Genomic DNA, 23,510 nt, shown 5'->3' with positions numbered 1-23,510 from the left:
ATTGGTCTAGTCCTATCGCAAGATGCTTAGCGTGACCAAGAAAATCGCACGCACCTCAGCCGCTATCACACTCCTCGTCGCCGGCGCGGTAGCAGCCGGAACTGCAACCGCTGCAGCAATTCCCGGATCATCCGACCTCAATCCGTCGGCCGCCGAGAAGACAGTTGTCATCGGCCTCGACGGCACTATGCTCAGCCACATCAAGACCGCCGACGCTCCCCGTCTCCAGAAGCTGATCGCCGAAGGAACCAGCGGAGAATCTTCCATCCTCGGCCACACCACCATCTCCGGACCGTCGTGGTCGACCATCCTGACCGGAGTCTGGGATACCAAGCACGGAGTCAAGGACAACACCTACGCGGGCGCCCGCTTCGACCTCTACCCGAGCGTCTTCACCCGGCTGGAAACAGCAAAGCCCTCCCTCCTCACCGAATCGATCTCCACCTGGGGCGGCATCGACAACATCGCCTCCAGTGGGACACCGAAAGCCGACGTTGTCGTCACCACGGCCGATGCAGGTTCCGGAGCGGCCACCGACGCTGCGACGGCAGACGCCGTCGCCCGCGAGATCACAGACAAGGGACCTGACCTGATCTTCACCCAACTCGATCAGGTGGACGGCGCGGGACATAGCGGCGGCACCAACGGCGCTGCGTACGAAGAGTCCATCGCCTCGGTCGATGCTCAGGTGGGCAAGATTGTCGATGCCGTCGATCAGCGCGCAGCAAAGACCGGCGAGAAGTGGACTGTACTGGTCACTGCGGATCACGGGCACAAGCCCGCCGGTGGGCACGGCGGTCAGACACCCGCGGAAGCAACGACATTCGTCATAGCACGCGGCTCGGGATACGCGGCCGGTAAGAACACAGACTCGTACACGATCGCCGACATCACCCCGACAATCCTCCAGAGCCTGGGCGTTGCATTGCCTGCCGATCTGGACGGCAAGCCGCTGGCCAAGGAAGCTCCCGGCTTCGTCGGCTCGGTCGACCTGGGATTCTTCGGCTCCTGATCGCAAGAAGGCCCGGGCCACACGGCAGCGTGCCGCAGCAAGACAGCAGCAAAAAGGCAGCAAAAAGGTCGGGCCGGAGAGCGTGTGCTCTCCGGCCCGACCTGTTGTGGAGCTGCCGGGAATTGAACCCGGGTCCTACGTTGAATCGCTAGGGCTTCTCCGTGTGCAGTTCGCTAAGTCTCTACTTGGATCTCCCGGTCTCGCGAACAAGCCAGGATGACGATCCCAGTCACTGTTTGATGTCCCATTCGACTCCGTGACCGAGCCGAACAGTAAAGCCCTCTAGCTGATGCCAGGAACCGGGTCGAGGGCAACCCCGGGCTGACAGACACGCTTCGCTACTTAGGCAGCGAGAGCGTAGTCGCGCTGATTGGAATCGGCGCTTATAGGTTTGCAGCGACGCTTACGGTGGTCTCTTGCCTGCACCGACACGCTTCCCCTAACTCAACACACGCAGTCGAAACCGTTCAGCCCCGTGTGTGCCCCGCGTCTTTCGTGGGGCTATTCACTATAACGCGCCGAAGTTCGGAAGTCATACCAATTAATCGGCGGCACTTTCCGTGTCCTTCGCCCCAGCCGTTTCGTGCACTGCACCCGCTTCCTGCACTGCACCCGTTTCCTGCACTGCAGCCATCTCACGCTCGGCGGCACCGGTGATGTTGGTGATCATCCCCTGGAAGACGACTCCGTGGAAAGGCAGGATCGAATACCAGTACGCCCGACCCGCGAGCCCGCGAGGGAAGAAGACCGCGCGTTGATCGAGGTGGGAACCCACCGGCCGTCCGTCGGCACCGGCTGGGCCTTCTGATACTCGCAACTCCAACCATGCTCCGCCCGGGACCTTCATCTCGGCGCGCAATCGGAGCAACTTGCCTCGATCGATTTCTTCGACCCTCCAAAAGTCCAGGGCTTCGCCCGTGTTGAGCCGGCGTGGATCCCGCCTGCCCCGGCGCAGTCCGACACCACCGACCGCGCGGTCCATCCACCCCCGAATGGCCCACGCCAAAGGGAATGAATACCAACCGTTCTCGCCGCCGATCGACTCGACCACCGACCAGAGGGTTTTCGGATCCGCCGCGCAGTCACGTTCGCGATGATCGACGTAGACCGCTTCGCCGGCCCAATCCGGGTCGGATGGAAGAGGATCGGATGGAGCGCCCGCAATCGTTGCACCGGACCACGCCGTCTCCACCTCACCGGTGTCGATCTTTCGAAGTGCCAGTCGCACCGCTTCTCGATACGGCGTGAGGCCCTCGGCGGGAGGCGGGATGAAGCCGTCGATGTCGTGATTGTGCATCACCGCGTCGTTCTGCAGGGATTCGATCAGGGGCATCGCCAAACCTCGTGGGATCGGCGTGACCAATCCCACCCAGTGACCTGCCAGACGCGGGGTGAGGACGGGCAGGACGAGGATGCGTCGGCGTACCAATCCAGCGACGTCGGCGTAGGTGTTCATCATTTCGCCGTACTGCATGACATCCGGCCCACCGATGTCGAAGGCGCGGTTGACCTCCGGCGTCGTCGCCGCGGCTGCTATCAAATAGTGGAGTACGTCACGCACCGCGATCGGCTGAATGTTGTTGTGCACCCACTTGGGTGTGGTCATCACCGGAAGCCGATTGGTCAAGTGGCGCACCATTTCGAAGGACGCCGAACCCGATCCGATCACCACTCCAGCTTGGAACACAACCGCCGGAACCTCGGAGTCGAGCAGGATCCGACCGACTTCGAGCCGGGACTGCAAGTGAGTCGACAACTCTCGGTCGGAGGGATGAAGCCCGCCCAGGTAGACGATCCGTCGCACCCCCGCATCGCGGGCAGCGGCGGCGACGTTCTCCGCGCTTCGCTTGTCGATATCCGAGAACGACCCTCCCCCACCCATGGCGTGAACGAGGTAGTAGACCACGTCGATATCGTCGAAAACACCTGAGAGGGTGGCACTGTCGGTCAGATCCCCGCGCTTGATCTCCACCGAATCGTGCCAGGGAACATCGCGTAGTTTCTCCGGGCTGCGCACCACCACTCGAACTCGATGACCCTCTTCGACCAGGCGAGGGGCAAGACGTCCGCCGATGTATCCGGTCGCACCCGTGATCAACACTCTCACTGCGTCCATCACCCCACGCTACGCACAATTCAACTGCGAAGCGCGAGTGCAACCTCGAGGTCGTCGTTGGTCAACATCATGTTGATCCCCGCTCCGGCCTTCGCCCCGGCGGCTGCGGCCATGATGACCTGGGCACCCGGGTCCACGACATTGCCCGCGGCGAACACGCCGGGCACGCTTGTGGCCCCCATCATGTCGACTGTGACAAAATCGCCCATCATCGTCTCGGCGCGCTGCGCACCGAATGCGCGCAAGATCGCATCGTTGGGGTCCATCGTGAGGGCGCCACCGACAAAGACCGCCGAACGCGCGACCACACTGCCGTCGGCCAACCGCACGCCCACCAACCGATCATCCTCGACGACGGGACCGGCAACCTCACCCTCGACGATCGAAATACCGCGAGCCGCAAGCTTTTCCCGATCTTCGGAACTCAGTTCGGTGATGCGATGAAGGAAGAGAACCACGTCATCGGACCACTGGCGAACCATGAGCGCCTGGTGCATCGCAAATTCCGCGCTCTTGGCGATCACGCCGAGCGGCTGATCACGCACGCCGTACCCGTGGCAGTACGGGCAGTGCAACACATCGCGGCCCCAACGCTCGCCGAAGACATCGAGTTCTACCGGTAGGCGGTCCGTCAGACCCGTCGAAACAAGCACCTTGCGCACCTGAATCTTGCTGCCGCCAGCCAGTTCTACCGAGAATTTCTCGCCGTCCCGTGTCACGGAGACAACGGTGCCGTCATGGAACTCGCCGCCGAATTTGCGGACCTCACCTCGGCCGATGGTCAACAATTCTGCCGGGTTCATGCCGTCACGGGAGAGGAATCCGTTCATGTGGTCGGCGGCCGCGTTCCGTGGCGATCCGTTGTCGAAGACGATCACGGACCTGCGTGCCTGACCGAGAATGAGTGCGGCGTTGAGGCCTGCCGCACCGGCTCCGATTACTGCTACGTCGAATGAGTTCTGCGTCATGAATCCAGAATGACAAGAGAACGCAGTCTTGACAAACACTGTTGCCACTTTGGCAAAATGAGTGCATGACCGAACCATCGTTCGAAGCCGTACTAGCCGGCATCGGCCCTCGCCTACGTGCGTTGCGCCAACAGTCCGGGATGACCCTGGCCGATTTGTCGGAGGCCACCGACATCAGCGTCAGCACACTGTCGAGACTCGAATCCGGTACTCGCCGAGCCAACTTGGAGCTTCTGCTGCCGATTGCCAAGGCACACGGCGTCCCGTTGGACGACCTGGTGAACAGCAAGATCAAGGACCCCCGCGTTCGAGAAGAACCTCGAACGGTCGGATGTATGACGGTCATTCCGCTGACCAGTCAACCCGGCAATCTGCAGGCCTACAAGATGATCATCTCGCCCACCGACGACGATCGCGAACCGGGATTCCACGAGGGCTACGAGTGGGTCTACGTTCTGTCCGGGCGCATCCGACTCCAACTCGGCGACCGGGATTTCATCATGGGGGCAGGCGAGGCCGCCGAGTTCGACACGCACATCCCGCACCGCATCAGTGCTGCCGACGGACGGCCGGCCGAGGCGATCAGCCTCTTCGGAAAACAAGGCGAGCGGGTTCACCTACGCGCAGCGCCGGCCGACAGACGCGGCTGAAACGCTAGGACTGAAAACGCTGGAACTCGAAAAAATCTAGGCGCCCGCGACGGCAATCATGCCGACTGCCGCCAGCGCCAACAGCATTCCCGCTTGTTGCACGCGGCTTACCCGCTCGCCCAGCATCACCATGGCGAGCAGAACCGTCGCAGCCGGATACAGCGAACCGATCACGCTGACCAGTGAGAGCATTCCGCCTTGGAAGGCGTAGATCATCGTCCCGTTCGCGACGACGTCGAGGACGCTGACGTACACCGCGAGCTTGAGTGGCTCGCCTCGTGGGAGAACGAAGTGACCGGCCGCCAGCGCGACCAACCACACCACGACGGTCGCGGCACCTCGAGATACGGCCAACGCCCACAGCCCGCTGCCCTCGCCGATCTGGTGAAGTGCGATGAACGAGAGTGCAAATGCGCCACCGCTTCCGACGGTCAGAAGAGCCACTTGTCTGGTGAAGCGGAGGGCGATTCCGCCGGCAACCTCACCCGCGGTGTCGTCAGGCGACTCGCGGCTGACCAGGACGACGGCGACCAGCGCGACGGCAATACCCAGGTACGCGATCAACCCCGGCCGCTCACCGAAAGCGAAGCCGACGAGCACCGGAATGCCCGCCACCAGAACAGCTGTCAGCGGCGAGACCACCGACATGGGGCCGGTTGCCAGCGCGAGATAGAACCACCAGACCGCCAGACCACTCGTGACGCCCGCGATCGCACCCCAGATCAGACCGTTCGGCGTCAGCGTCCCGGATACGAAAGGTGCTGCGATCAGAACGATGACGAGCGAGAGTGGATACGAGACGATCACCACACGCAGTGCGGCAACTCGTCGTGACGCAACTCCCCCGACGAAGTCGCTGACTCCGTAGGCAACTGCCGCCACGAGGGCAAGCAGGATGGAGGTCAGCGCATGCCCTTGATACGACGACCGAGCTCGCGGGTCACCTCGCGCTCGGCGGTGCGCTTGGCCATGTCCTGGCGCTTGTCGTAGTCCTGCTTACCCTTTGCCAGTGCGAGTTCGACCTTGACCTTGCCGTCGTTGAAGTACATCGACAGCGGGACCAGCGTCTGGTTTCCCTCGCGGGTCTTGCCGACGAGGTGCTCGATCTCACGCTTGTGCAGCAGGAGCTTTCGGGTACGACGTGGCGAATGGTTGTTCCACGTGCCTTGCGTGTACTCCGGAATGTGCAACGAGCGCAACCACACTTCGCCGTTGTCCACGGTGGCGAACGCATCAACGAGCGACGCCTTGCCTTCACGCAGACTCTTGACCTCGGTCCCGACGAGCGCGATTCCGGCCTCGTAGGTGTCGATGATCGTGTAGTTGTGGCGTGCTTTGCGATTGGTCGCAATGACCTTGCGGCCCTTTTCCTTCACTGTCCGGGCCTCTCAGTCCGCTGTCTTGCTGTCGAATGGTTCTTGCTGTTCCAGCATAGAAGCTCGTGCAAACCGATTATTCGCGGACGTACAGACGCAGCGTCACGTACGCCGTCACCGCGGCCATTCCGACACCGGCAAGTACGAGGATCGGCGAGACGAACAGCACGTCACTGTTGGATATCCGCGCCACGATGTTTGCTTCGTAGACGTCGGACAGGACCCCGTCGATGAAGACGTTCTTCGCCGTGAACAGTCCGGCAATGGCGAGCACCGCACCGATCAAGGCCGCCACGACGGCTTCGAGGAGGAACGGAAGCTGGGTGTACCAACGCGTCGCGCCGACCAACCGCATGATGTTGACCTCGGTACGACGCGTGAACGCGGCGATCTGGACCATGTTGGCGATGAGCAGGATGGCCGCTATCGCCTGGACGATCGCGATCGCGAACGCTGCGTTGCGCACTCCACCGAGCACGCTGAACAGTCGGTCCACCAACTCGCGCTGATTGAGCACACTCTCGACGCCGGGCCTCGAACCGAAGGTGTCGTTGATGACGCCGAACCGCTCCGGGTCACTGAGCTTGACCTTGAACGACGCCGGGAAGCTGTCGGGGCTCACCAGCGCTGCCAGTTCGGGCTGGTCCTTGAACACGCGCTCGGTGGCGTCCTTCACGGCGTCTTCGCGGTTGAGGTACTGAACCGCGACGACGGACGGAGTCTGCTCGAGTTCCTTGCGCAACGAACTGCAGATCTCCTGCTCGCAACCGGGATCGGCCGAAGAGATGTCGTCGGTCAGGAAGATCTGCACCTCGACTCGTTCGAGGAAGATCTGCTGGGTCTTGCCTGCCATCTGCACGACCAGCAGACCACCGCCGAAGAGTCCGAGGGAGATCGCCGTCGTCAAGATCATGGCGATGGTCATCGTGATGTTGCGGCGTAGGCCGGTCAGGACTTCGCTGAAAATAAAGCTGGCGCGCATCGGGGAATCCGATTCCTTTTCGAGAGGCCGGTTGTTTCACGACAACCGGTGGGCGTACGGGACGTGTGGTCGTAGTCGGCGCTACCTGCCGACGCCGTACACACCCCGCGCTTCGTCTCTGGTCACCTTGCCGAGATCGAGTTCGATGACGCGTCGACGCATGGAGTCGACGATGTGGTGATCGTGGGTCGCCATCACGACGGTGGTGCCGGTGCGGTTGATCCGCTCGAGCAGCAGCATGATGTCCTGGCTCGTTTCGGGGTCCAGGTTGCCGGTGGGCTCGTCGGCGAGCAGCACGAGAGGGCGGTTCACGAATGCGCGGGCGATGGCGACGCGCTGCTGCTCACCGCCGGAAAGTTCGGTGGGCAGTCGATCGGCTTTGCCGGCCAGACCGACCATGTCGAGAACCTCGGGCACAGTGCGCGCGATGACGTTGCGGGGCTTGCCGATGACTTCCAACGCAAAGGCCACGTTCTCGGAGACCGTCTTCTGCTGAAGCAAGCGGAAGTCCTGGAACACACAGCCCATGCTCTGGCGAAGCTTCGGCACGCGGCGGGCCGCCAACTTGTTGACGTGGAAATCCGCGACCTCGATGTCGCCGGACGTGGGCGACTCCATCTTGAGCAGCAACCGCATGAACGTCGACTTGCCGGAGCCGGAGGGGCCGATGAGGAAGACGAACTCCCCCTTCTCCACCTCCACACTGACCTTGTCGAGCGCCGGCCTGGTGGAGGCCTTGTAGGACTTCGACACATTCTTCATGCTGATCACAACTAGCCAGTCTAGCCGTTATCTAACGGTGACCTTGGCGCCACGCGCGAGCACCCTCGTCCTTATCCGGCACCGGTGGTCGCGGGTGACTGCGGCACAGACGTCGGTGCCTGCATCGCCGCGCCAGGTTGGGGAACGGTCGTCGTCGCCGGAGTGGTCGGCACCGTGGTCGCGGACTGTTCGGCGTTGCCCGGCGCAGGCGCGGGACCCGAAGTCGGCGTCGGAGAACCTGAGCTGCCCGTGCTCGATTCCGGAGACTGGGTCTCGGACGTAGTCGTCGGCTCGGTCGAGGACGGCACGGGGGTCGTCGTCGACGGTTTGACCGAGGGCGCGACGTAAGGCTCGGTCTGCGACGTGTCCACGCTGGGCGGTGGTGTCACTGCGGTCGGGTCCTCAGGATTGAGATACGTATGCAACAGATACGTCAATATCCACGCCACGATGAGAATGAAGGTAGAGGTTCGCATCCGGCCGCCGAAAATCCGGGACGGAAGCCAGTCCAGGTGAAACAGTCGGTCGAGTCCGCGGCGCGGTTCCTGATCGGTCATTCGCTCGCCTCCTCGGTCCGTACTGTGTGCAGATCCGGTGACACCGTGATCCCCTGACGTCGCAGTGCTGCGGCGACGCGGACGCGAAGAGCGCGTCCGACCTGGAACTGTTTTCCAGGGAGTGTGCGCGCGACCATCCGCACGTTGACCTGATCGACCTCCAGGCTTTCGACGCCCATGACCGTGGGCTCGTCGAGCAGCAGTTTCTTGAGTCCGCGGTCGGCCATCGCGTCGACTCCGACCTGGCGAAGCACCTCGTTGACCCGGGTGAGATCGGCGGTCGCCGGAACCGGAACGTCGATGACGGCGCGTGCCCAATCCTTGGACAGGTTGGTCGCTTTCACGATCTGGCCGTTTGGAACGGTGATGACCTCGCCGTCGGAGTTTCGCATCCGCGTCACGCGCAGGGTCACGTCCTCGATCACACCTTCGGCGTCGTCGGAGGAGCCGGTGATCGCAAGTCGCACGGTGTCACCGAAGCCGTACTGACGTTCGGTGATGATGAAGAAACCGGCAAGAATGTCCTGCACGACGCGCTGTGCACCGAAACCGAGCGCCGCACCGAGAACGGTCGCCGGCGCGACGAGACTTCCGATCGGCAGGTTCAGTTGGTCGAGAACCTTCAGCGTCGCGATCACGTAGATGAACGTGATGACCACCCAGGTGATGACCTGCGCGACCGAGTGACGATGCTTGGTCGCCTCGGAACGAACCAGCGCATCGCCCAACTGATAGTTGGAGTCGATCTGGTCGGTGACCTTGTTGCCTCCCCAACTGACCAACCGGGCGAGAATCATCGCCCCGAGCACGGTCATGAGGACGGACAAACCGGTGGTTTGAAGCCAATCGAGCAGGTTCTGCCCAGGTCGAAGTAAAGTCATCGTGCCTTTCGGTATCCGAACGCTATGCGGACTGGTTCTCGCTCATGCGCCAGCGGATGCCGGCCTCGAGGAACCCGTCGATGTCGCCGTCGAGCACTGCCGACGGGTTGTTGACCTCGTACTCGGTACGCAGGTCCTTGACCATCTGGTACGGATGCAGAACATAGGAGCGCATCTGGTTGCCCCACGAGCTGCCGCTGTCGCCCTTGAGCGCATCCATCTCGGCGCGCTCTTCCTGACGCTTGACCGCGAGCAGCTTGGCCTGCAGGACGCGCATCGCCGACACCTTGTTCTGGAGCTGCGACTTCTCGTTCTGACAGGTGACGACGATTCCCGTCGGGATGTGCGTGAGTCGAACGGCGGAGTCCGTCGTGTTGACCGACTGGCCGCCGGGACCGGACGAGCGGTAGACGTCGACGCGGATGTCGTTCTCGTTGATCTCGATGTGGTCGGTCGTCTCGACGACCGGCAGTACCTCGACCTCGGCGAACGACGTCTGACGACGCCCCTGGTTGTCGAAGGGGCTGATGCGAACGAGCCGGTGGGTGCCCATCTCGACGGACAACGTGCCGTACGTGTACGGGCCTTTGATCGCGAACGTCGCGCTCTTGAGTCCGGCTTCTTCGGCGTACGACGTGTCGTAGACCTCGACGCCGTAGTCGTGCTTCTCCGCCCAGCGGATGTACATACGCATGAGCATCTCGGCCCAGTCTGCAGCGTCGATACCGCCGGCACCGGAGCGGATGTTGATGAGCGCGTCGCGCTCGTCGTACTCGCCCGAGAGCATGGTCTTGACTTCCATCGCCGCGATGTCGTCTCGCAGGCTCGCGCGCTCGGCGTCGGCGTCTGCCACCGCGTCGGGGCCTTCGTCTTCGGCCAGTTCGTAGAGGATCGGCATCTCGTCGAGTCGCTCGCGTAGTGCCACGATCCGGCGTAGCTCGGCCTGCGCGTGGGAGAGCTGGCTGGTGACCTGCTGGGCGTGTTCCTGGTCGTTCCACAGACCCGGGTCGGCTGCCTGGTGCTCGAGCTCGTCGATGCGTCGGCGCAGCTCCTCGACGTCCACAACCGATTCGCAGGTGCGAAGGGTGGTGTCGAGGGCGTTCAGGTCTGCAATTACGTCGGGATGCACGGTTCTCAAGGCTACCGGGTGCCGACCTCGGCCCTGCCGCCCGTCACGTATTGGGATCACCGGGGCTGGAAGCCTTGCCAACCTCGCTCCGAGGGAACCTACTGGAACGATGACTGTCACCGACGAATACCTGCAGAACAACGCCGCCTACGCCGAGCAGTTCACCGGACCGCTCCCCCTCCCACCCAGCAAACACGTCGCCGTACTCGCCTGCATGGACGCCCGCATCGACGTCTATCGGGTGCTCGGAATCAAGGAAGGTGAATCGCACGTCATCCGCAATGCGGGTGGAGTCGTCACCGACGACGAGATCCGATCCCTGGCCATCAGCCAGCGTCTGCTGGGAACTACCGAGATCATCCTCATCCACCACACCGACTGCGGAATGCTGACGTTCACCGACGACGACTTCAAGCGATCCATCCAGGACGAGATCGGCATCAAACCAAATTGGGCTGCCGAATCGTTTCCCGACATCGACGAGGACGTCCGTCAGTCGTTGAAGCGCATCGAGAACAGTCCGTTCGTCACCGCGACGACCTCCCTACGCGGATTCGTCTTCGACGTCGCAACCGGAAAGCTGAACGAGGTCCTCCCCGATTGAGCCGGTAGGTTGTGTACCCGTGACCGATCGCGCATCCGACCTCGCACTCGCCCTCCGTATCGCCGACGAGGCTGACGCGATCACTCGCGCCCGCTTCGGCGCCCTCGACCTTCGAGTGGACGACAAGCCGGACCTCACCCCCGTCTCCGACGCCGATCTGGCTGTCGAGCGAGCAGTGCGCGCGACGCTCGGTGAGCATCGTCCTGCGGATTCCGTACTCGGCGAGGAATTCGGCGGCGACGCAGTCTTCGAGGGCAGACAGTGGGTGGTCGACCCCATCGACGGGACCAAGAACTTCGTCCGCAACGTACCGGTGTGGGCCACGCTGATCAGCTTGCTCGAGGACGGCGTCCCGGTCATCGGCGTCGTGAGCGCACCTGCACTGAATCGGCGATGGTGGGCTGCAACAGGTTTGGGTGCACATACTTCCTTCGGGGACAGTGATGCGCGGGCGATCCAGGTATCCGCCGTCGATCGCAGCGAGTCAGCGAGCCTGAGCTTCTCGAGCCTCTCGGGGTGGAAGGACCGCGGAATTCGCGATCAGTTCGTCGAACTCACCGACGACGTCTGGCGCGTGCGCGGTTACGGGGACTTCTTCTCCTACTGCCTCGTGGCCGAAGGCGCCGTCGACATTGCTGCCGAACCCGAGGTTTCCCTGTGGGATCTGGCAGCGCTCGACGTATTGGTGCGTGAGGCCGGCGGCGCGTTCACCGATCTGGACGGCGGCGCAGGTCCGCACGGCGGCAGCGCGGTCGCCACCAACGGACTGCTGCACGAAGACGTTCTGGCCCGCCTGCGGTAACACCCGAGTACCAGAACATCCCACCCGCCGCAAGGGTCCGAGGGAGGAGTTCCGACAGGCCCGCCGGCAGGATTCGGCACGACATCTCGGCCCGTTGACTGGAAGTAGTTGATCACGCACTACTTCCAGGAGAACGATGAACCGGATTTCCAGGCGCACGATTCTGTTCGGTCTGGCCGCAGCGCCCCTCGGGCTCGCGGTGGGCTGCGGCGCCGACCCGGCAGCGAAGAGCGCCACGTTGGCGGTGGCCGGAACTTCGCGTCCGCTACCGATTCCGCCGCTTGCCGAATCCACCGTCGACGACGCCGGTGTTCGCCACTTCACACTTCGTGCCGGTGCCGGGACCACCGAGATCGTCGCGGGAAAACTCACCGACACTTGGGGTTTCAACGGATCCATTCTGGGGCCGACCGTCCGCGCCGAACGCGGAGAATCTGTCGCATTCACGATCGACAACACACTGGCAGAGCCCACGACCGTCCATTGGCACGGCATGCATCTGCCCGCCCGATACGACGGCGGCCCGCACCAGACCATCGAAGCCGGCGGACGCTGGGAACCGGCGTGGACGATCGGCCAGTCGGCGTCGACGCTCTGGTATCACCCACACCCGCACGGATCCACCGAACGGCACGTGCAGCGCGGTCTCGCCGGACTGTTCCTGATCGACGACGCCGACACGCGGGCGTTGGACATCCCCAAAACCTATGGTGTCGACGATGTTCCGCTGATCATCCAGGATCGTCGATTCCTCGCCGACGGCAGCTTCGACGAATCGGATCCGACCGACATAGGCCTGCTCGGCGACACGATCGTCACCAACGGCATCTCCGACGCCTACCTCGACGTCACCACCGGGGTCGTCCGGTTACGCATTCTGAACGGCTCTTCCGGCCGTCTCTACAACCTGGGGTTCCCCGACGACCGCACGTTCGATCTGATTGCCACCGACGGCGGACTGCTCGAATCACCTATTGCGATCAAGCGGATTCAGCTCAGCCCCGGCGAACGAGCCGAGATCGTGGTTCGCGTCGACCCCGGTGCGACGACCACACTGGTGTCGTTCCCGATCGAGGACGGCGGTGGCGTGAGTTCCTCCGACGCCGAGAACTTCGGCATGAACGACCGCTTCGACATCCTCGAACTGCGGGGCGTTGCCAGCCGCGCGTCACGGTCGACTCTCCCGGCGCAGTTGGCCGTACTGCCGCGTCTGGATCCGTCGAAGGCAAGCGTTTCCCGAACCTTCGATCTGCAGTGGTACATGATCAACGGGCAACGAATGGACATGAACCGCATCGACTTCGAGGCCGAGGTCGGCGCGACCGAGGTGTGGACGATCACCAACAAGGACAACTGGCCACACAATTTCCATGTCCACGACGTCCAGTTCCAGATCCTCGACGTCGACGGTCGCACTCCCCCGCCGCACTTGCGCGGACTCAAGGACACCGTCTACACACCGCCGGGCAGCAGGGTTCGCGTCGCACTGCAGTGGTCCGAGTACACCGATCCCACCTTCCCGTACATGTTCCACTGCCACCTGCTGATGCACGAGGACCAAGGGATGATGGGCCAATTCCTCGTCCTCGAACCGGGACAGAAGGCGGCTCCGATGCAGATGGACATGCCGATGGACATGCCGATGCCTTCGTCTGGTTCGCACTCCGGTCACTGAAAGTTCTGCAAGTGGTACACGGCGAGGCGAACCCGATTGTCGCAACCGGTCTTCGACATCAGGTTCGCCACGTGCGTCTTCACCGTGGTGACACCGAGATGCAGCGTGTCCGCGATCTCCTGATTGCTCTTCCCTTCTGCCACCAGCGCGAGGACCTGCGATTCGCGATCGGTCAACGGAACCTTCTCCGTCGCAGCAGTGTCTGCGATACCACCGATCACCGCTCGATCCACAACGCGGCGGAGAAGTTCCGGAGTGAACACCATCTCGCCCTCGGCGATCCGCCGAATGGCACCGAGCAACTCGGCGGGTTCGGTGTCCTTGACGAAGAATCCCGAAGCCCCCGCGGCGAGTGCGGGATACAGATGATCGTCGTCGTCGAAGGTGGTCAGCACGAGGATGCGCGCTCGACGACCGGCCTTGACGATCTGCTGCGTGGCGCCGATCCCGTCCAGTCCGGGCATTCTCAAGTCCATCAGAATCACGTCGGGATCCAATTCTGCAGCGAGCGCTACCGCCTCGACGCCGTTCGACGCCTCACCGGCCACGGTCATGTCCTCGGCTGCCGCGCACAGCATCCGCAAACCGGCGCGCACAAGTCGCTGGTCGTCGACGATCAGCACGCTGATCACGAGACATCGCCCGAGACAACGAGCGGAATACTCACGTGCACTTCCCATTTCCCGTCACTGTTGGTGCCGGCGGTCATCTCGCCGCCGACCAACTCCGCACGCTCCTGCATTCCCACCAGGCCATGACCTGCACTCCGAGGCGATCCCTCGACGTCGTTGACAACCCTGACATGCAACCGGCTGTCTTCGCGACCGACCGAGACCGATACCAGCCCCTTCTTGTCGCCATGCTTCATGACGTTGGTCAGTGATTCCTGAATCACCCGCAACAACGTCAGCCTCCCGATCGCGTCGAGATCGGCTGCGCCTGACTCGACATTCTCCTGGGCATCGAAGACTGCTTCCACCTCGAAACCCGCCGCACGCACACGATCTATCGCCGCCTCGATTTCCGCCTCGACGGCATCCGGCTCGACCAGAGCGACCTCACCGAGCGAAGGATCACGAAGTGCGACCAGGAGGCGACGGATATCGGCCAGCGCATCGGACGCAGTCCCACGCACATCCGCGAGGACCTCACGCACGGCCTCGTCCTGGGGCGCCAAGACATGTTGAGCCACGCCGATTCTCAGGACGATCGATGCCATGTGGTGCGCAACCAGGTCGTGCAGTTCGCGGGCGAGCGCACTGCGCTCCGCAGCGCGGGTCTGCGCAAGATTGTTCGCGGCCAATTCACGCTGCGAGCGTAGATACAGCCCGAGCAGCAGTGGCAACCCCACGTACGCAAGCACTTTCACAGCCGTCGTGACAGACCAGAACGCTTCGTGAGATTCGAACCAGATACCCGCGAGCACCGAACCGCACCATCCTGCTGCCGATACGGCAACCATTTCTCTACGCTCGGCCCGCATCGTGACGTCGACGACGGCGACCGCCCCGAGATACGGAACAAGCTCGGACAGCCCCCAGGCGTCGGCGACCAACATCGGAACGGCGAGCGCCGAGATGACCAGGGACGCGAAGACCGGCCATCGACGGCCGACGGCGAAGGCGAGCGCCGACAGCATCGACAGAATCCAGTAGGTGAGGGGAACTCGATACTCCCCTGGATACGTGCTGGCGATCAACAGGCACGGGACCACCACCAACGGCGTGTAGCGCACGTACCGCTGTATCCGATCTGGCACCTCTGTCCGGTTCACCCCTCGAGCCTATGACGCGCATCATTTCGCGGTTTCTCGACAACAGACCTTACTGATGAGTAAGATAAGGATCGTCCAACGCCCCAACACCGAGAAACAGCTGGTGATCATGACCAAGCAAGACAGTGTTGCCCCCGACAAGAGCGCTCAGCGCAGCGAATCGGGCGCGCAGCGCGGCGGCGCCAAGGGTGCGCCCCGCGACACGTCCGCCGTCGGCCTGAACCCGATCAAACGCGACGCCATGGGCGCAGCCATGCGTGTGCTTACCAAGATCACCGGTTCGGAACTGGCCGAGAAGTTCAATCTGCGTCAGACCATCGATCGCGTGACCTACGAGGGCACCAAGACGGGCTTCAAAACCCTGGGTGCCGCCACTCGAGGATTCCAGAAGGTCTCTGGCAACGGCGCACCCAAGCGCCTGCCCGACAACCCGAGCAAGAACGCCGACTACTTCGATCTGACCCCCGACGACGACCAGAAGATGATCGTCGAGACCGTGCGCGAGTTCGCGGCCGAGATCCTGCGTCCCGCAGCGCACGACGCCGACGGCGCAGCGCAGGCACCCGCCGATCTCTCCAAGCGCGCAGCCGAGCTCGGTATCACGCTGATCAACGTTCCCGAAGAACTCGACGGAGCAGCCGCCGATCGCGGCGCAGTCACCAATTCTCTTGTTGCCGAGGCACTTGCGCACGGAGACATGGGACTTGCACTTCCGATCCTCGCACCGAGCGGTGTGGCAGTCGCACTGACGCAGTGGGGCACCGACGCGCAGCAGAAGACCTACCTTCCGGCCTTCACCGGCGAGCAGGTCCCCGGCGCAGCAGTGGTGGTCAACGAACCACGCGCACTGTTCGATCCGTTTGCCCTGCAGACCAAGGCAGTGCGCTCCCCCAGCGGCTACAAGCTCAACGGCGTCAAGAGCTTGGTGCCCGCCGCCGCTACGTCCGAACTCTTCGTCATCGCCGCAGAACTCGACGGCAAGCCGTCCTTCTTCATCGTCGAATCCGACACCAAGGGACTCGTCGTCGAAGCAGATCCCAGCATGGGACTGCGCGCCGCAGGCCTGGGTCGCCTGATCCTCACCGATGTCGCTGTGCCGGAGTCCGCACTGCTCGGCGACGGTGACGCCGAGCAGCGCAAGGCCGAATACGCCGACGCGATTCGCCTGGCTCGCCTCGGTTGGGCGTCCATGGCCGTCGGAACCAGCCAGGCAGTTCTCGACTACGTGATTCCGTACGTCAACGAGCGCGAAGCGTTCGGCGAGCCGATCAGCCACCGCCAGGCGGTTGCCTTCATGGTCGCCAACATCGGCATCGAACTCGACGGACTGCGTCTGGTCACGCTTCGGGGCGCTTCACGCGCCGAGCAGGGCTTGTCCTTTGCTCGCGAATCCGCTCTGGCCCGGAAGCTGGCTTCCGAGAAGGGCATGCAGATCGGCCTCGACGGTGTGCAACTCCTCGGTGGACACGGGTTCACCAAGGAGCACCCGGTCGAGCGCTGGTACCGCGACCTCCGTGCCATCGGCGTTGCCGAGGGCATCGTCCTCATCTGACGCCGCTGAACTTCCAGGAGAACCACGATGATCAACCTCGAACTTCCCAAGAAGCTCAAAGCATCAGCGAACCAGGCACATCAGGTCGCGGCGCAGATCTTCCGACCCATTTCACGTAAGTACGATCTCGCTGAGCACGAGTATCCCGTCGAGCTCGACACCATGGCCGCCATGGTCGAAGGCCTCTCCGATTCCGGTGGAGACATCGGCGGTGCCAGCGGCGGACGGTCCGACGCGAGCGCCAAGGGTGGCAACGCCAACGGCGGCAACATGTCTGCGCTCCTCAACTCGCTCGAAACGTCTTGGGGCGACGTCGGACTCATGCTCTCGATCCCCTACCAGGGGCTCGGCAACGCCGCGATCGCCGCAGTGTCAACCGACGAACAGCTCGAACGTTTCGGCAAGGTGTGGGCCTCGATGGCCATCACCGAACCGAGCTTCGGTTCCGACTCCGCCGCCGTGACCACCACCGCCGTTCTCGACGGCGACGAGTGGGTTCTCAACGGCGAGAAGATCTTCGTCACCGCCGGTGAGCGTTCGACGCACATCGTCGTGTGGGCGTCGGTCGACAAGTCGAAGGGCCGAGCGGCCATCAAGTCGTTCGTCGTTCCGCGTGACGCACCGGGCCTGAGCGTTGCTCGCCTCGAGCACAAGCTGGGCATCAAGGCCTCCGACACCGCAGTACTCCTGCTCCAGGATTGCCGCATTCCCGCGGACAACATCCTCGGCAGCCCGGAGGTCAACGTGGAGCAGGGCTTTGCCGGCGTCATGCAGACGTTCGACAACACCCGGCCCCTCGTTGCAGCCATGGCCGTCGGCGTCGGACGCGCAGCTCTCGAAGAACTGCGCGGCATCCTGACCGAAGCCGGTGTCGAGATCTCCTACGACACACCGGTCTACAACCAGCATGCAGCTGCAGCCGAGTTCATCCGTTTGGAAGCCGACTGGGAGGCCGCGTACCTGCTGTCTCTGCGCGCGGCGTGGATGGCCGACAACAAGAAGCCGAACTCGCTCGAAGCGTCCATGTCCAAGGCGAAGGCCGGCCGCACCGGCACCGACGTGACGCTCAAGGCAGTCGAGTTGGCCGGCACTTACGGCTACTCGCAGCGCCCGTTGCTCGAGAAGTGGGGCCGCGACTCGAAGATTCTCGACATCTTCGAGGGCACCCAGCAGATCCAGCAGCTGATCGTCGCACGCCGCCTGCTCGGAAAGTCGTCCGCCGAACTGAAGTGACGGTCGCACGGACCAGATCCCGAAACACTCCGCCCCGCCACCTTTCGAGGTGGCGGGGCGGAGTGCTCGGTCGCCATCGTGAAACTTCACCACCGAAACCTGATTGCGCATTAGTGTGTAATCAGTCCTACAACGACGCTCGGAAGAGGTTCACGTATGCCCGGATTGGTCACCAAGGTCACTGACACCATCGGCGCGGCGGGGGTCATGTTCCGAGCCGGACTCGTTCCGTTCCCTCGCCTCGATCGCGGACTCAAATCCATTGCAGCCGTGGACAAGTACGGACCCTTTGCCGGGCCGGTCCATGCACACGCCGAGAACGGCTACGACGCGGTGGCGATCATCGACGAGCGCGGCCCCATCACCTATGCCGAGCTCGAGCGTCAGAGCAACGCGTTGGTCCGGGCGTGGCAGGCCGACGGCATCACCTCCGACTCCGTCATGGGTGCGATGTGCCGTAACCATCGAGGCTTGGTCCTGACCATGCTGGCGGCAGCGAAGAACGGAACGAAGCTCGTTCTCATGAACACGGGCTTCGCTCGGCCCCAACTCGTGGACGTCGCCGCGCGGGAGAAGGTGGTCGCCTTCGTCTACGACGACGAGTTCGCGGACATCGCCGATGCCTTGCCGGACGACGTCGTCGTCTATCGTTCCTGGCCAGAGGGCACGGCCGCTGACGGTTCCACGGCAGCTACTCTCGACGAGGCCATCGCCGGACGCACCACGTCGTCGGTGCCGGCACCCGAGAAGAACGGTGGCTTCGTCCTCCTCACCAGCGGCACAACGGGAACTCCCAAGGGTGCGCCGCGTGGCCACACCTCCCCTCTCGCGTCGGCGCAGTTCCTCGACCGCGTGCCGTTGCGCCGCGGACAGACCATGATGATGGCGGCCCCCGCCTTCCACGGAACCGGTGTCTCGCAGTTCGCTCTCGCGTTGGCGCTCGGCCAGACCGTCGTCATGCATCGAAAGTTCGATCCGGAGAACACGATCAAGCTTGTCGCCCAGTACAAGTGCGACAGCCTGGTCGTGGTCCCGACGATGCTCACTCGCATCATCGACCTCGGTCCCGACGTGCTGTCCAAGTACGACACGTCGAACCTGAAGATCATCTTCTCGGCAGGTTCGTCACTCTCACCCGACCTGTGCAAGCGAGTCACGGCCTCGTTCGGGTACGTCCTCTACAACCTGTACGGATCCACCGAGGTCGCAGTGGCCACGGTCGCGACTCCCGAGGATCTGACCATTGCGCCGGGAACCGCGGGCCGCGCTCCGGTGACCTGTCACGTCGAACTGTTCGACGAGAACAACAAGAAGATCACCACCCCACACACGATCGGCAGGATATTCGTCGCCAGCGGGCTGAGCTTCGAGGGATACACCGACGGGCGCGACAAGGAACGTATCGACGGACTTCTCTCGACCGGCGACGTCGGACACTTCGACGCCAACGGCCTCCTCTTCGTCGACGGCCGCGACGACGACATGATCGTCTCCGGTGGCGAGAACGTCTACCCGCTCGAAGTCGAGAACCTGCTCGCCGATCGAGAGGACGTCTTGGAAGCGGCAGTCATCGGAGTCGAGGACGCCGACTTCGGGCACCGCCTGCGAGCTTTTGTCGTCGTCGCCCACGGCGCCGACCAGAACTCCGACGAGCTGAAGGATCACGTCCGGTCGAATCTCGCGCGCTACAAGGTTCCCCGCGAGATCGTCTTCATCGACGAACTTCCCCGCAACGCCACCGGAAAGCTGTTGCGCCGCGTCCTGATCGAGATGGAGATCAGCGAAGACTGAGCACAGTCACAAAGCGCTGAGCGTGCGGATCAATTCCGCCTCGTCGACGCGAGTCGAGTGCCCGTCGCGGAGCACGACCTCGCCCGCAACCAACACCGTGTCCACTATCTGACGACTGCCCGTCGTGAGAATGGACGCACCCGGATCTCGCACCGGGAGGCAACCGAAGTCGCGTTCGAACCGAATCATGGTGAGGTCGGCGGGATCGCCCACGGAGATCCCGCCGGACCTGGCCGGCAGACCGAGTGCTGCGTTTGCACCGCCGGATGCGATGTCGATCATGGCTTCGAAGCCGAGCAGGTCGGCACGGCCGCGCGCGGCTCGCTGCACATAGGCGCCGGTGCGCAGCGTCTCGAGCATGTCCTGAGTATCGTTGCTGGCTGCGCCGTCCACACCCAACCCCACCGCGATCCCCGCGTCGAGGAAACTCGGGACGGGCGCGATTCCGCTACCGAGCCGCATGTTGCTGACGGGGTTGTACGACACTCCGACGCCGCGCTCCGCCAGCACCTTCTGACCACGGTCGTCGAGTTCGACGCAGTGGACCGCCAGCACCCGGTCCCACAAGAACCCATGGGAATCCAGGTAGTCGACCGCGTTCATGCCCGCGTGTTCGGTACACATCGTGTTGTCGGTCTGCGTCTCGAGCAGGTGAATCGAGACCGTCAGGTCGCGAGCCTGCGCGAACTCACGCACTTCCGACATCCCATCCGGGGTCAGCGAACGTGGGTTCGGTACCGCGACTGCCACGTCGACGCGGGAACCTGCGACGTCGCGCATCATCTGATCCGTATGTGCGAGAACGTCTCCGAGTGGTTGCATGAGCCGCGGATCGAAGCCCCACTTCCTCGTCTTGTCCGCCCGGTCTGCGGTTCCGCGTCCCAGTACGGCACGAATCCCGGTGTCGTGCAACGCCCGGATCACAGCGTCGTGAACCTCGCTGGACGGATGCGGCCACATGTGTTCGACCAGGGTGGTCGTACCGCTGCGCAATGCCTCCAGCGAGGCTGCGACAGTGGCCGTGTATGCGCGCTCCGGCGTGATCTGAACCGACTCTTCTGCGACCGCGAGTAGCCATTCGAGAAGCGGTGTCCCTTCGGCGATCCCACGCATCAGTGACTGCTGAAGGTGCGTATGGGTGTTGACGAACCCAGGGATCAGATACGCCCCCGATCCGTCCACACTTCCAGGTGTGGCGGTGCCGGTCGACTTCTCGATCGATTCGACCACCCCATTCGAGACGACGACGTCGTGGCCGGTCAGCCATTGCCCGCCGCTGTACAACGTCACGTCCCGGATGATCGCGTCGGTCATGTTCTTGGGCGCGGTAGTCATCGCCAGTTCTCCTGAAAGTGTGTGACGGAACGGATACGGATCAACGCGCGAAGTTCGCGCGTACTCGCTGGTCGATGTAGTCCTCGGCAGTGATCGGCGGGTACTTGCCCGCCGGCCCCTCGATGGTCACGTCGCGGTTCGCCTGAGCGAAGAACGCGAGGCTGTAGCGGGCTCCCCGATAGTCGGTGACTCCGGGACTCTTGACTCGATGAAAATTCGACGGCAGGACGTCATCACTCCATCTCATCAGCATGTCGCCGATGTTGCAGGTGATTGCTTCCTCAGCCGGCACCACCGACGTCCATTCCTGGGTGTCCATCTCCTTGCCCGGGCACAGTTGCAAGCCGCCCTGACCGTCACGCTGGAAAAGCAATGTCAGGCAATCGAAATCGGTGTGTGCTCCGGCACGCCACATCCCTTCGACATCTGCGTCGGCGGCAAGGGGGAAGTAGTGGAGTAGTCGCAGCGTGCTCTGGTAGGTGTCCACCGACGGGTCATGTGCCCTGGTGAAGAAGTCTCGTTCGAATCCCAGCTTCTCGGCGAAGCACGACAACAGGTCCATCGCAATGCCCCAGCACTTGGCTTCGAAGTCCAGGATCGTTTCGCGGAATCCGCCCAATTCGTCTGCAGTGGGCCACAGATCACCCATATGCGGGCGGGTCACCTGATAGGACTCTTTCTGATCAGGTGTTCCGATGGACGGACGCACCTGCGTCATGCTCTCCCAGCCGGAGTTGAAACCCTTCTTGAGCGGATACTGCGCTTTGACCTCGGTGGGCAGTGCAAAGAATCGCTCGGCCGCCGCGAAGGCCTCGCGGACCTGGTCCAGATCGATCCCGTGATTGACGATTTGGAAGAATCCGATGTCGGTCGCTGCCGACCACAACTCCTCGGCGATCTCGCTGCGCCGGTTCTCGAAATCCGAGAGATCGATTCTTCGGACCTCGCGGTCGGTGGTCTCCGTGCCCAGGCCACCCATGCGGGTCTCGCGGTTGAGTTCTGTCATGTCGTAAGTCATTTGCTGTCAGCTCCTTCAGCGGATTCCGATGGACCGATCGGTGAACTTGTCGGTGTAGATCGCTTCTGCAGTCAATGACTGCGGTATCGCCGCACCCCAGGCGTTCAGGATGGGCTTCAGTTCTTCGACGGTGTGAGCGACTCGCGTCATGTCGAACGTGCCGACGGATCCGTCCGCCTCGTTCGCGATCAGGCCCTTCTCTTTCAAGAGTTGGGCACTGAACGCTGCTTCACCCTCGGTGTAGGGAGAGAACGACACGTCCTGCGAGACGACGTCGACAATGGCAGCATTCGCCGTATCCGGCGCAGTGATGTAGTCCGCGGTGGCCTGCTGAATGATCGGAACCAGCTTGCTCAAACACGGGGAGAGTGTCTCGACCTTGTCGGCACGAACGGAAACATTGGACGCGTAGATGTCGAAACCCGAATCTTTCAGCAGGTCATAGGAAACCGGCTTGTCCCACGCCGGCGTCTCCTTCTCGTACGTGTACGGTTCCGAATTCGCGAATCCTTGCTGAGCGATGGTCGGGTCACCGACAAATCGCGAGGGAGCTCCGTCGTGGCTCGTGTCGAGCTGAGACTGCTTCAGTAGGCCTTTCGCCACGAGCCACTGCGGAAACAGTTGCTCCTTGGAAACGACGACACTCGCGTCGGACTTGCCGATATCGGCAACACTCGCCCATTCCGGATGAGACTCTTTGTCCCACATGAGGATTGCCGGGCTGTACTTGAGCAATGGCGTGACGGCCACAACGGGCTGACTTGCCGCTGCCGCGATCACCTGATCGCCGTGCACCAAGCCGAGAGTGATCGAATCGTCGACGTACATCTGGGAGCTGACGGATTGGAACCCGATTGCCGGTCCCCCGGCCCGCAAGGTCAAGTCGACTCCGGTGTCCTTCCCTCCGGCGACAAGAGTCCCGCTGACGGACTTGTCGTCGGTGTCGACCGAATAGCCGGGACCAAGCATCTCGAAGAGCGCTCCCATATCCGACTGCGGCTGCCATTGGAGTTGAACCACAACGTTTTCCGGACAGAGACCCGCTAGGTTCTGAGCCTCGGCAGCTGGTTCGAGAGATTCAGCCTTGGCCGTCTCAGCCTCACTGGAGCTGCACGCAGTCAATCCGATGGCTGCACACATGGCCAGTGCCGCGCCGGCCGCTCCCACACTTCTGCGATTGGAATGCACCTTGCGATTTGAATACACAGCGTCTCCTTCGTGAAAACAATTGGGATGTGGGCGAACCAGGAAGGATGATCCGATGTGCACATTCTGCAGCACATGGATTACATG

22 protein-coding genes and 1 other RNA gene are annotated in these 23,510 nt (G+C 62.9%); 8 read left to right on the top strand and 15 right to left on the bottom strand.

Annotated elements, in window-relative coordinates; genetic code table 11:
• Positions 1–22 precede the first annotated feature (22 nt).
• Complete coding sequence (locus M0639_RS11125; protein ID WP_231915154.1) at positions 23–1,012, top strand: alkaline phosphatase family protein; 990 nt, start codon at positions 23–25, stop codon at positions 1,010–1,012.
• Between the two features lie 104 nt (positions 1,013–1,116).
• Here M0639_RS11125 and ssrA read toward each other — a convergent pair.
• The 3 genes from ssrA to M0639_RS11110 all read right to left on the bottom strand — a co-directional run bounded on the left by ssrA (position 1,117) and on the right by M0639_RS11110 (position 4,096).
• Positions 1,117–1,487: a transfer-messenger RNA gene (gene ssrA / locus M0639_RS11120) on the bottom strand.
• Between the two features lie 66 nt (positions 1,488–1,553).
• Entirely contained in the window at positions 1,554–3,128 is a 1,575-nt protein-coding gene (locus tag M0639_RS11115; RefSeq protein WP_064075180.1) for an SDR family oxidoreductase, read from the bottom strand.
• 20 nt (positions 3,129–3,148) lie between these two features.
• The gene (locus M0639_RS11110) at positions 3,149–4,096 is read right to left on the bottom strand and encodes an NAD(P)/FAD-dependent oxidoreductase (RefSeq protein ID WP_064075179.1); all 948 of its coding nucleotides are present in this window, start codon (positions 4,094–4,096) and stop codon (positions 3,149–3,151) included.
• A gap of 65 nt (positions 4,097–4,161) precedes the next feature.
• Between M0639_RS11110 and M0639_RS11105 the strand changes: the two genes are divergently transcribed.
• The gene (locus M0639_RS11105; protein ID WP_064075178.1) at positions 4,162–4,746 is read left to right on the top strand and encodes a helix-turn-helix domain-containing protein; all 585 of its coding nucleotides are present in this window, start codon (positions 4,162–4,164) and stop codon (positions 4,744–4,746) included.
• Between the two features lie 36 nt (positions 4,747–4,782).
• On the opposite strand, the gene M0639_RS11100 is transcribed toward M0639_RS11105, so the two are convergent.
• From M0639_RS11100 to prfB, 7 genes are all read right to left on the bottom strand, one after another.
• The gene (locus tag M0639_RS11100) at positions 4,783–5,652 is read right to left on the bottom strand and encodes an EamA family transporter (RefSeq protein ID WP_486970042.1); all 870 of its coding nucleotides are present in this window, start codon (positions 5,650–5,652) and stop codon (positions 4,783–4,785) included.
• Positions 5,649–6,122 (bottom strand): SsrA-binding protein SmpB, encoded by a 474-nt coding sequence (gene smpB, locus M0639_RS11095; RefSeq protein WP_003942330.1) that lies wholly within the window; start codon positions 6,120–6,122, stop codon positions 5,649–5,651. Before smpB ends, M0639_RS11100 begins: the two co-directional genes overlap by 4 nt.
• 76 nt (positions 6,123–6,198) lie before the next feature.
• On the bottom strand, positions 6,199–7,104 hold the full coding sequence (gene ftsX, locus M0639_RS11090; RefSeq protein ID WP_003942367.1) for a permease-like cell division protein FtsX: 906 nt from the start codon (positions 7,102–7,104) through the stop codon (positions 6,199–6,201).
• A gap of 81 nt (positions 7,105–7,185) precedes the next feature.
• Positions 7,186–7,866 (bottom strand): cell division ATP-binding protein FtsE, encoded by a 681-nt coding sequence (gene ftsE, locus M0639_RS11085; RefSeq protein WP_020969258.1) that lies wholly within the window; start codon positions 7,864–7,866, stop codon positions 7,186–7,188.
• Between the two features lie 71 nt (positions 7,867–7,937).
• Complete coding sequence (locus M0639_RS11080; RefSeq protein WP_082893268.1) at positions 7,938–8,423, bottom strand: Rv3103c transmembrane domain-containing protein; 486 nt, start codon at positions 8,421–8,423, stop codon at positions 7,938–7,940.
• Positions 8,420–9,304, bottom strand: coding sequence for a mechanosensitive ion channel family protein (locus M0639_RS11075; protein WP_003942304.1), 885 nt, complete (start codon positions 9,302–9,304; stop codon positions 8,420–8,422). The genes M0639_RS11080 and M0639_RS11075 overlap by 4 nt, the downstream gene beginning before the upstream one ends.
• A gap of 22 nt (positions 9,305–9,326) precedes the next feature.
• Complete coding sequence (prfB, locus tag M0639_RS11070) at positions 9,327–10,433, bottom strand: peptide chain release factor 2 (RefSeq protein ID WP_003942364.1); 1,107 nt, start codon at positions 10,431–10,433, stop codon at positions 9,327–9,329.
• A 109-nt stretch (positions 10,434–10,542) separates the two neighbouring features.
• Between prfB and M0639_RS11065 the strand changes: the two genes are divergently transcribed.
• The 3 genes from M0639_RS11065 to M0639_RS11055 all read left to right on the top strand — a co-directional run bounded on the left by M0639_RS11065 (position 10,543) and on the right by M0639_RS11055 (position 13,514).
• A complete protein-coding gene (locus tag M0639_RS11065) occupies positions 10,543–11,037 on the top strand; it encodes a beta-class carbonic anhydrase (protein WP_007731285.1) in 495 nt (164 codons plus the stop codon).
• Positions 11,038–11,056: 19 nt separating this feature from the next.
• Positions 11,057–11,839, top strand: coding sequence for a histidinol-phosphatase (hisN, locus tag M0639_RS11060; RefSeq protein WP_064075176.1), 783 nt, complete (start codon positions 11,057–11,059; stop codon positions 11,837–11,839).
• A gap of 136 nt (positions 11,840–11,975) precedes the next feature.
• Positions 11,976–13,514, top strand: a complete 1,539-nt coding sequence (locus tag M0639_RS11055) for a multicopper oxidase family protein (RefSeq protein WP_064075175.1) — start codon at positions 11,976–11,978, stop codon at positions 13,512–13,514.
• Here M0639_RS11055 and M0639_RS11050 read toward each other — a convergent pair.
• On the bottom strand, positions 13,508–14,146 hold the full coding sequence (locus M0639_RS11050) for a response regulator (protein ID WP_047271656.1): 639 nt from the start codon (positions 14,144–14,146) through the stop codon (positions 13,508–13,510). The genes M0639_RS11055 and M0639_RS11050 overlap by 7 nt on opposite strands.
• Entirely contained in the window at positions 14,143–15,288 is a 1,146-nt protein-coding gene (locus M0639_RS11045) for a sensor histidine kinase (protein WP_231915155.1), read from the bottom strand. Before M0639_RS11045 ends, M0639_RS11050 begins: the two co-directional genes overlap by 4 nt.
• A 103-nt stretch (positions 15,289–15,391) precedes the next feature.
• On the opposite strand from M0639_RS11045, the gene M0639_RS11040 reads away from it, so the two are divergent.
• From M0639_RS11040 to M0639_RS11030, 3 genes are all read left to right on the top strand, one after another.
• Complete coding sequence (locus tag M0639_RS11040; protein WP_050655137.1) at positions 15,392–16,840, top strand: acyl-CoA dehydrogenase family protein; 1,449 nt, start codon at positions 15,392–15,394, stop codon at positions 16,838–16,840.
• A gap of 27 nt (positions 16,841–16,867) precedes the next feature.
• The gene (locus tag M0639_RS11035; protein WP_003942363.1) at positions 16,868–18,073 is read left to right on the top strand and encodes an acyl-CoA dehydrogenase family protein; all 1,206 of its coding nucleotides are present in this window, start codon (positions 16,868–16,870) and stop codon (positions 18,071–18,073) included.
• Positions 18,074–18,229: 156 nt separating this feature from the next.
• Entirely contained in the window at positions 18,230–19,864 is a 1,635-nt protein-coding gene (locus M0639_RS11030) for an acyl-CoA synthetase (RefSeq protein ID WP_003942348.1), read from the top strand.
• Positions 19,865–19,870: 6 nt separating this feature from the next.
• Here the strand turns inward: M0639_RS11030 and M0639_RS11025 are convergent, their stop codons facing one another.
• Genes M0639_RS11025 through M0639_RS11015 form a run of 3 tightly spaced genes read right to left on the bottom strand, consistent with a single transcriptional unit; the run spans position 19,871 to position 23,423 of the window.
• Positions 19,871–21,199, bottom strand: a complete 1,329-nt coding sequence (locus tag M0639_RS11025; RefSeq protein ID WP_064075173.1) for an amidohydrolase family protein — start codon at positions 21,197–21,199, stop codon at positions 19,871–19,873.
• A gap of 40 nt (positions 21,200–21,239) precedes the next feature.
• Positions 21,240–22,217, bottom strand: coding sequence for an isopenicillin N synthase family dioxygenase (locus M0639_RS11020; protein ID WP_003942293.1), 978 nt, complete (start codon positions 22,215–22,217; stop codon positions 21,240–21,242).
• A 15-nt stretch (positions 22,218–22,232) separates the two neighbouring features.
• The gene (locus M0639_RS11015) at positions 22,233–23,423 is read right to left on the bottom strand and encodes a nitrate ABC transporter substrate-binding protein (RefSeq protein WP_082893272.1); all 1,191 of its coding nucleotides are present in this window, start codon (positions 23,421–23,423) and stop codon (positions 22,233–22,235) included.
• Positions 23,424–23,510 lie beyond the last annotated feature (87 nt).

The organism is Rhodococcus qingshengii JCM 15477 (assembly GCF_023221595.1).
Lineage (GTDB): Bacteria > Actinomycetota > Actinomycetes > Mycobacteriales > Mycobacteriaceae > Rhodococcus_F > Rhodococcus_F qingshengii.
This window is presented reverse-complemented; position numbering and strand designations above follow the sequence as displayed.

What these genes read in the sequence shown, in the direction of transcription:
- ftsE (WP_020969258.1), bottom strand. Translation starts at nt 7,866, where the DNA reads ATGAAGAATGTGTCGAAGTCCTACAAGGCCTCCACCAGGCCGGCGCTC.
- M0639_RS11025 (WP_064075173.1), bottom strand. Translation starts at nt 21,199, where the DNA reads ATGACTACCGCGCCCAAGAACATGACCGACGCGATCATCCGGGACGTG.
- M0639_RS11065 (WP_007731285.1), top strand. Translation starts at nt 10,543, where the DNA reads ATGACTGTCACCGACGAATACCTGCAGAACAACGCCGCCTACGCCGAG.
- M0639_RS11080 (WP_082893268.1), bottom strand. Translation starts at nt 8,423, where the DNA reads ATGACCGATCAGGAACCGCGCCGCGGACTCGACCGACTGTTTCACCTG.
- ftsX (WP_003942367.1), bottom strand. Translation starts at nt 7,104, where the DNA reads ATGCGCGCCAGCTTTATTTTCAGCGAAGTCCTGACCGGCCTACGCCGC.
- M0639_RS11035 (WP_003942363.1), top strand. Translation starts at nt 16,868, where the DNA reads ATGATCAACCTCGAACTTCCCAAGAAGCTCAAAGCATCAGCGAACCAG.
- M0639_RS11055 (WP_064075175.1), top strand. Translation starts at nt 11,976, where the DNA reads ATGAACCGGATTTCCAGGCGCACGATTCTGTTCGGTCTGGCCGCAGCG.
- M0639_RS11020 (WP_003942293.1), bottom strand. Translation starts at nt 22,217, where the DNA reads ATGACTTACGACATGACAGAACTCAACCGCGAGACCCGCATGGGTGGC.
- M0639_RS11110 (WP_064075179.1), bottom strand. Translation starts at nt 4,096, where the DNA reads ATGACGCAGAACTCATTCGACGTAGCAGTAATCGGAGCCGGTGCGGCA.
- M0639_RS11105 (WP_064075178.1), top strand. Translation starts at nt 4,162, where the DNA reads ATGACCGAACCATCGTTCGAAGCCGTACTAGCCGGCATCGGCCCTCGC.
- M0639_RS11030 (WP_003942348.1), top strand. Translation starts at nt 18,230, where the DNA reads ATGCCCGGATTGGTCACCAAGGTCACTGACACCATCGGCGCGGCGGGG.
- M0639_RS11115 (WP_064075180.1), bottom strand. Translation starts at nt 3,128, where the DNA reads ATGGACGCAGTGAGAGTGTTGATCACGGGTGCGACCGGATACATCGGC.
- M0639_RS11125 (WP_231915154.1), top strand. Translation starts at nt 23, where the DNA reads ATGCTTAGCGTGACCAAGAAAATCGCACGCACCTCAGCCGCTATCACA.
- M0639_RS11075 (WP_003942304.1), bottom strand. Translation starts at nt 9,304, where the DNA reads ATGACTTTACTTCGACCTGGGCAGAACCTGCTCGATTGGCTTCAAACC.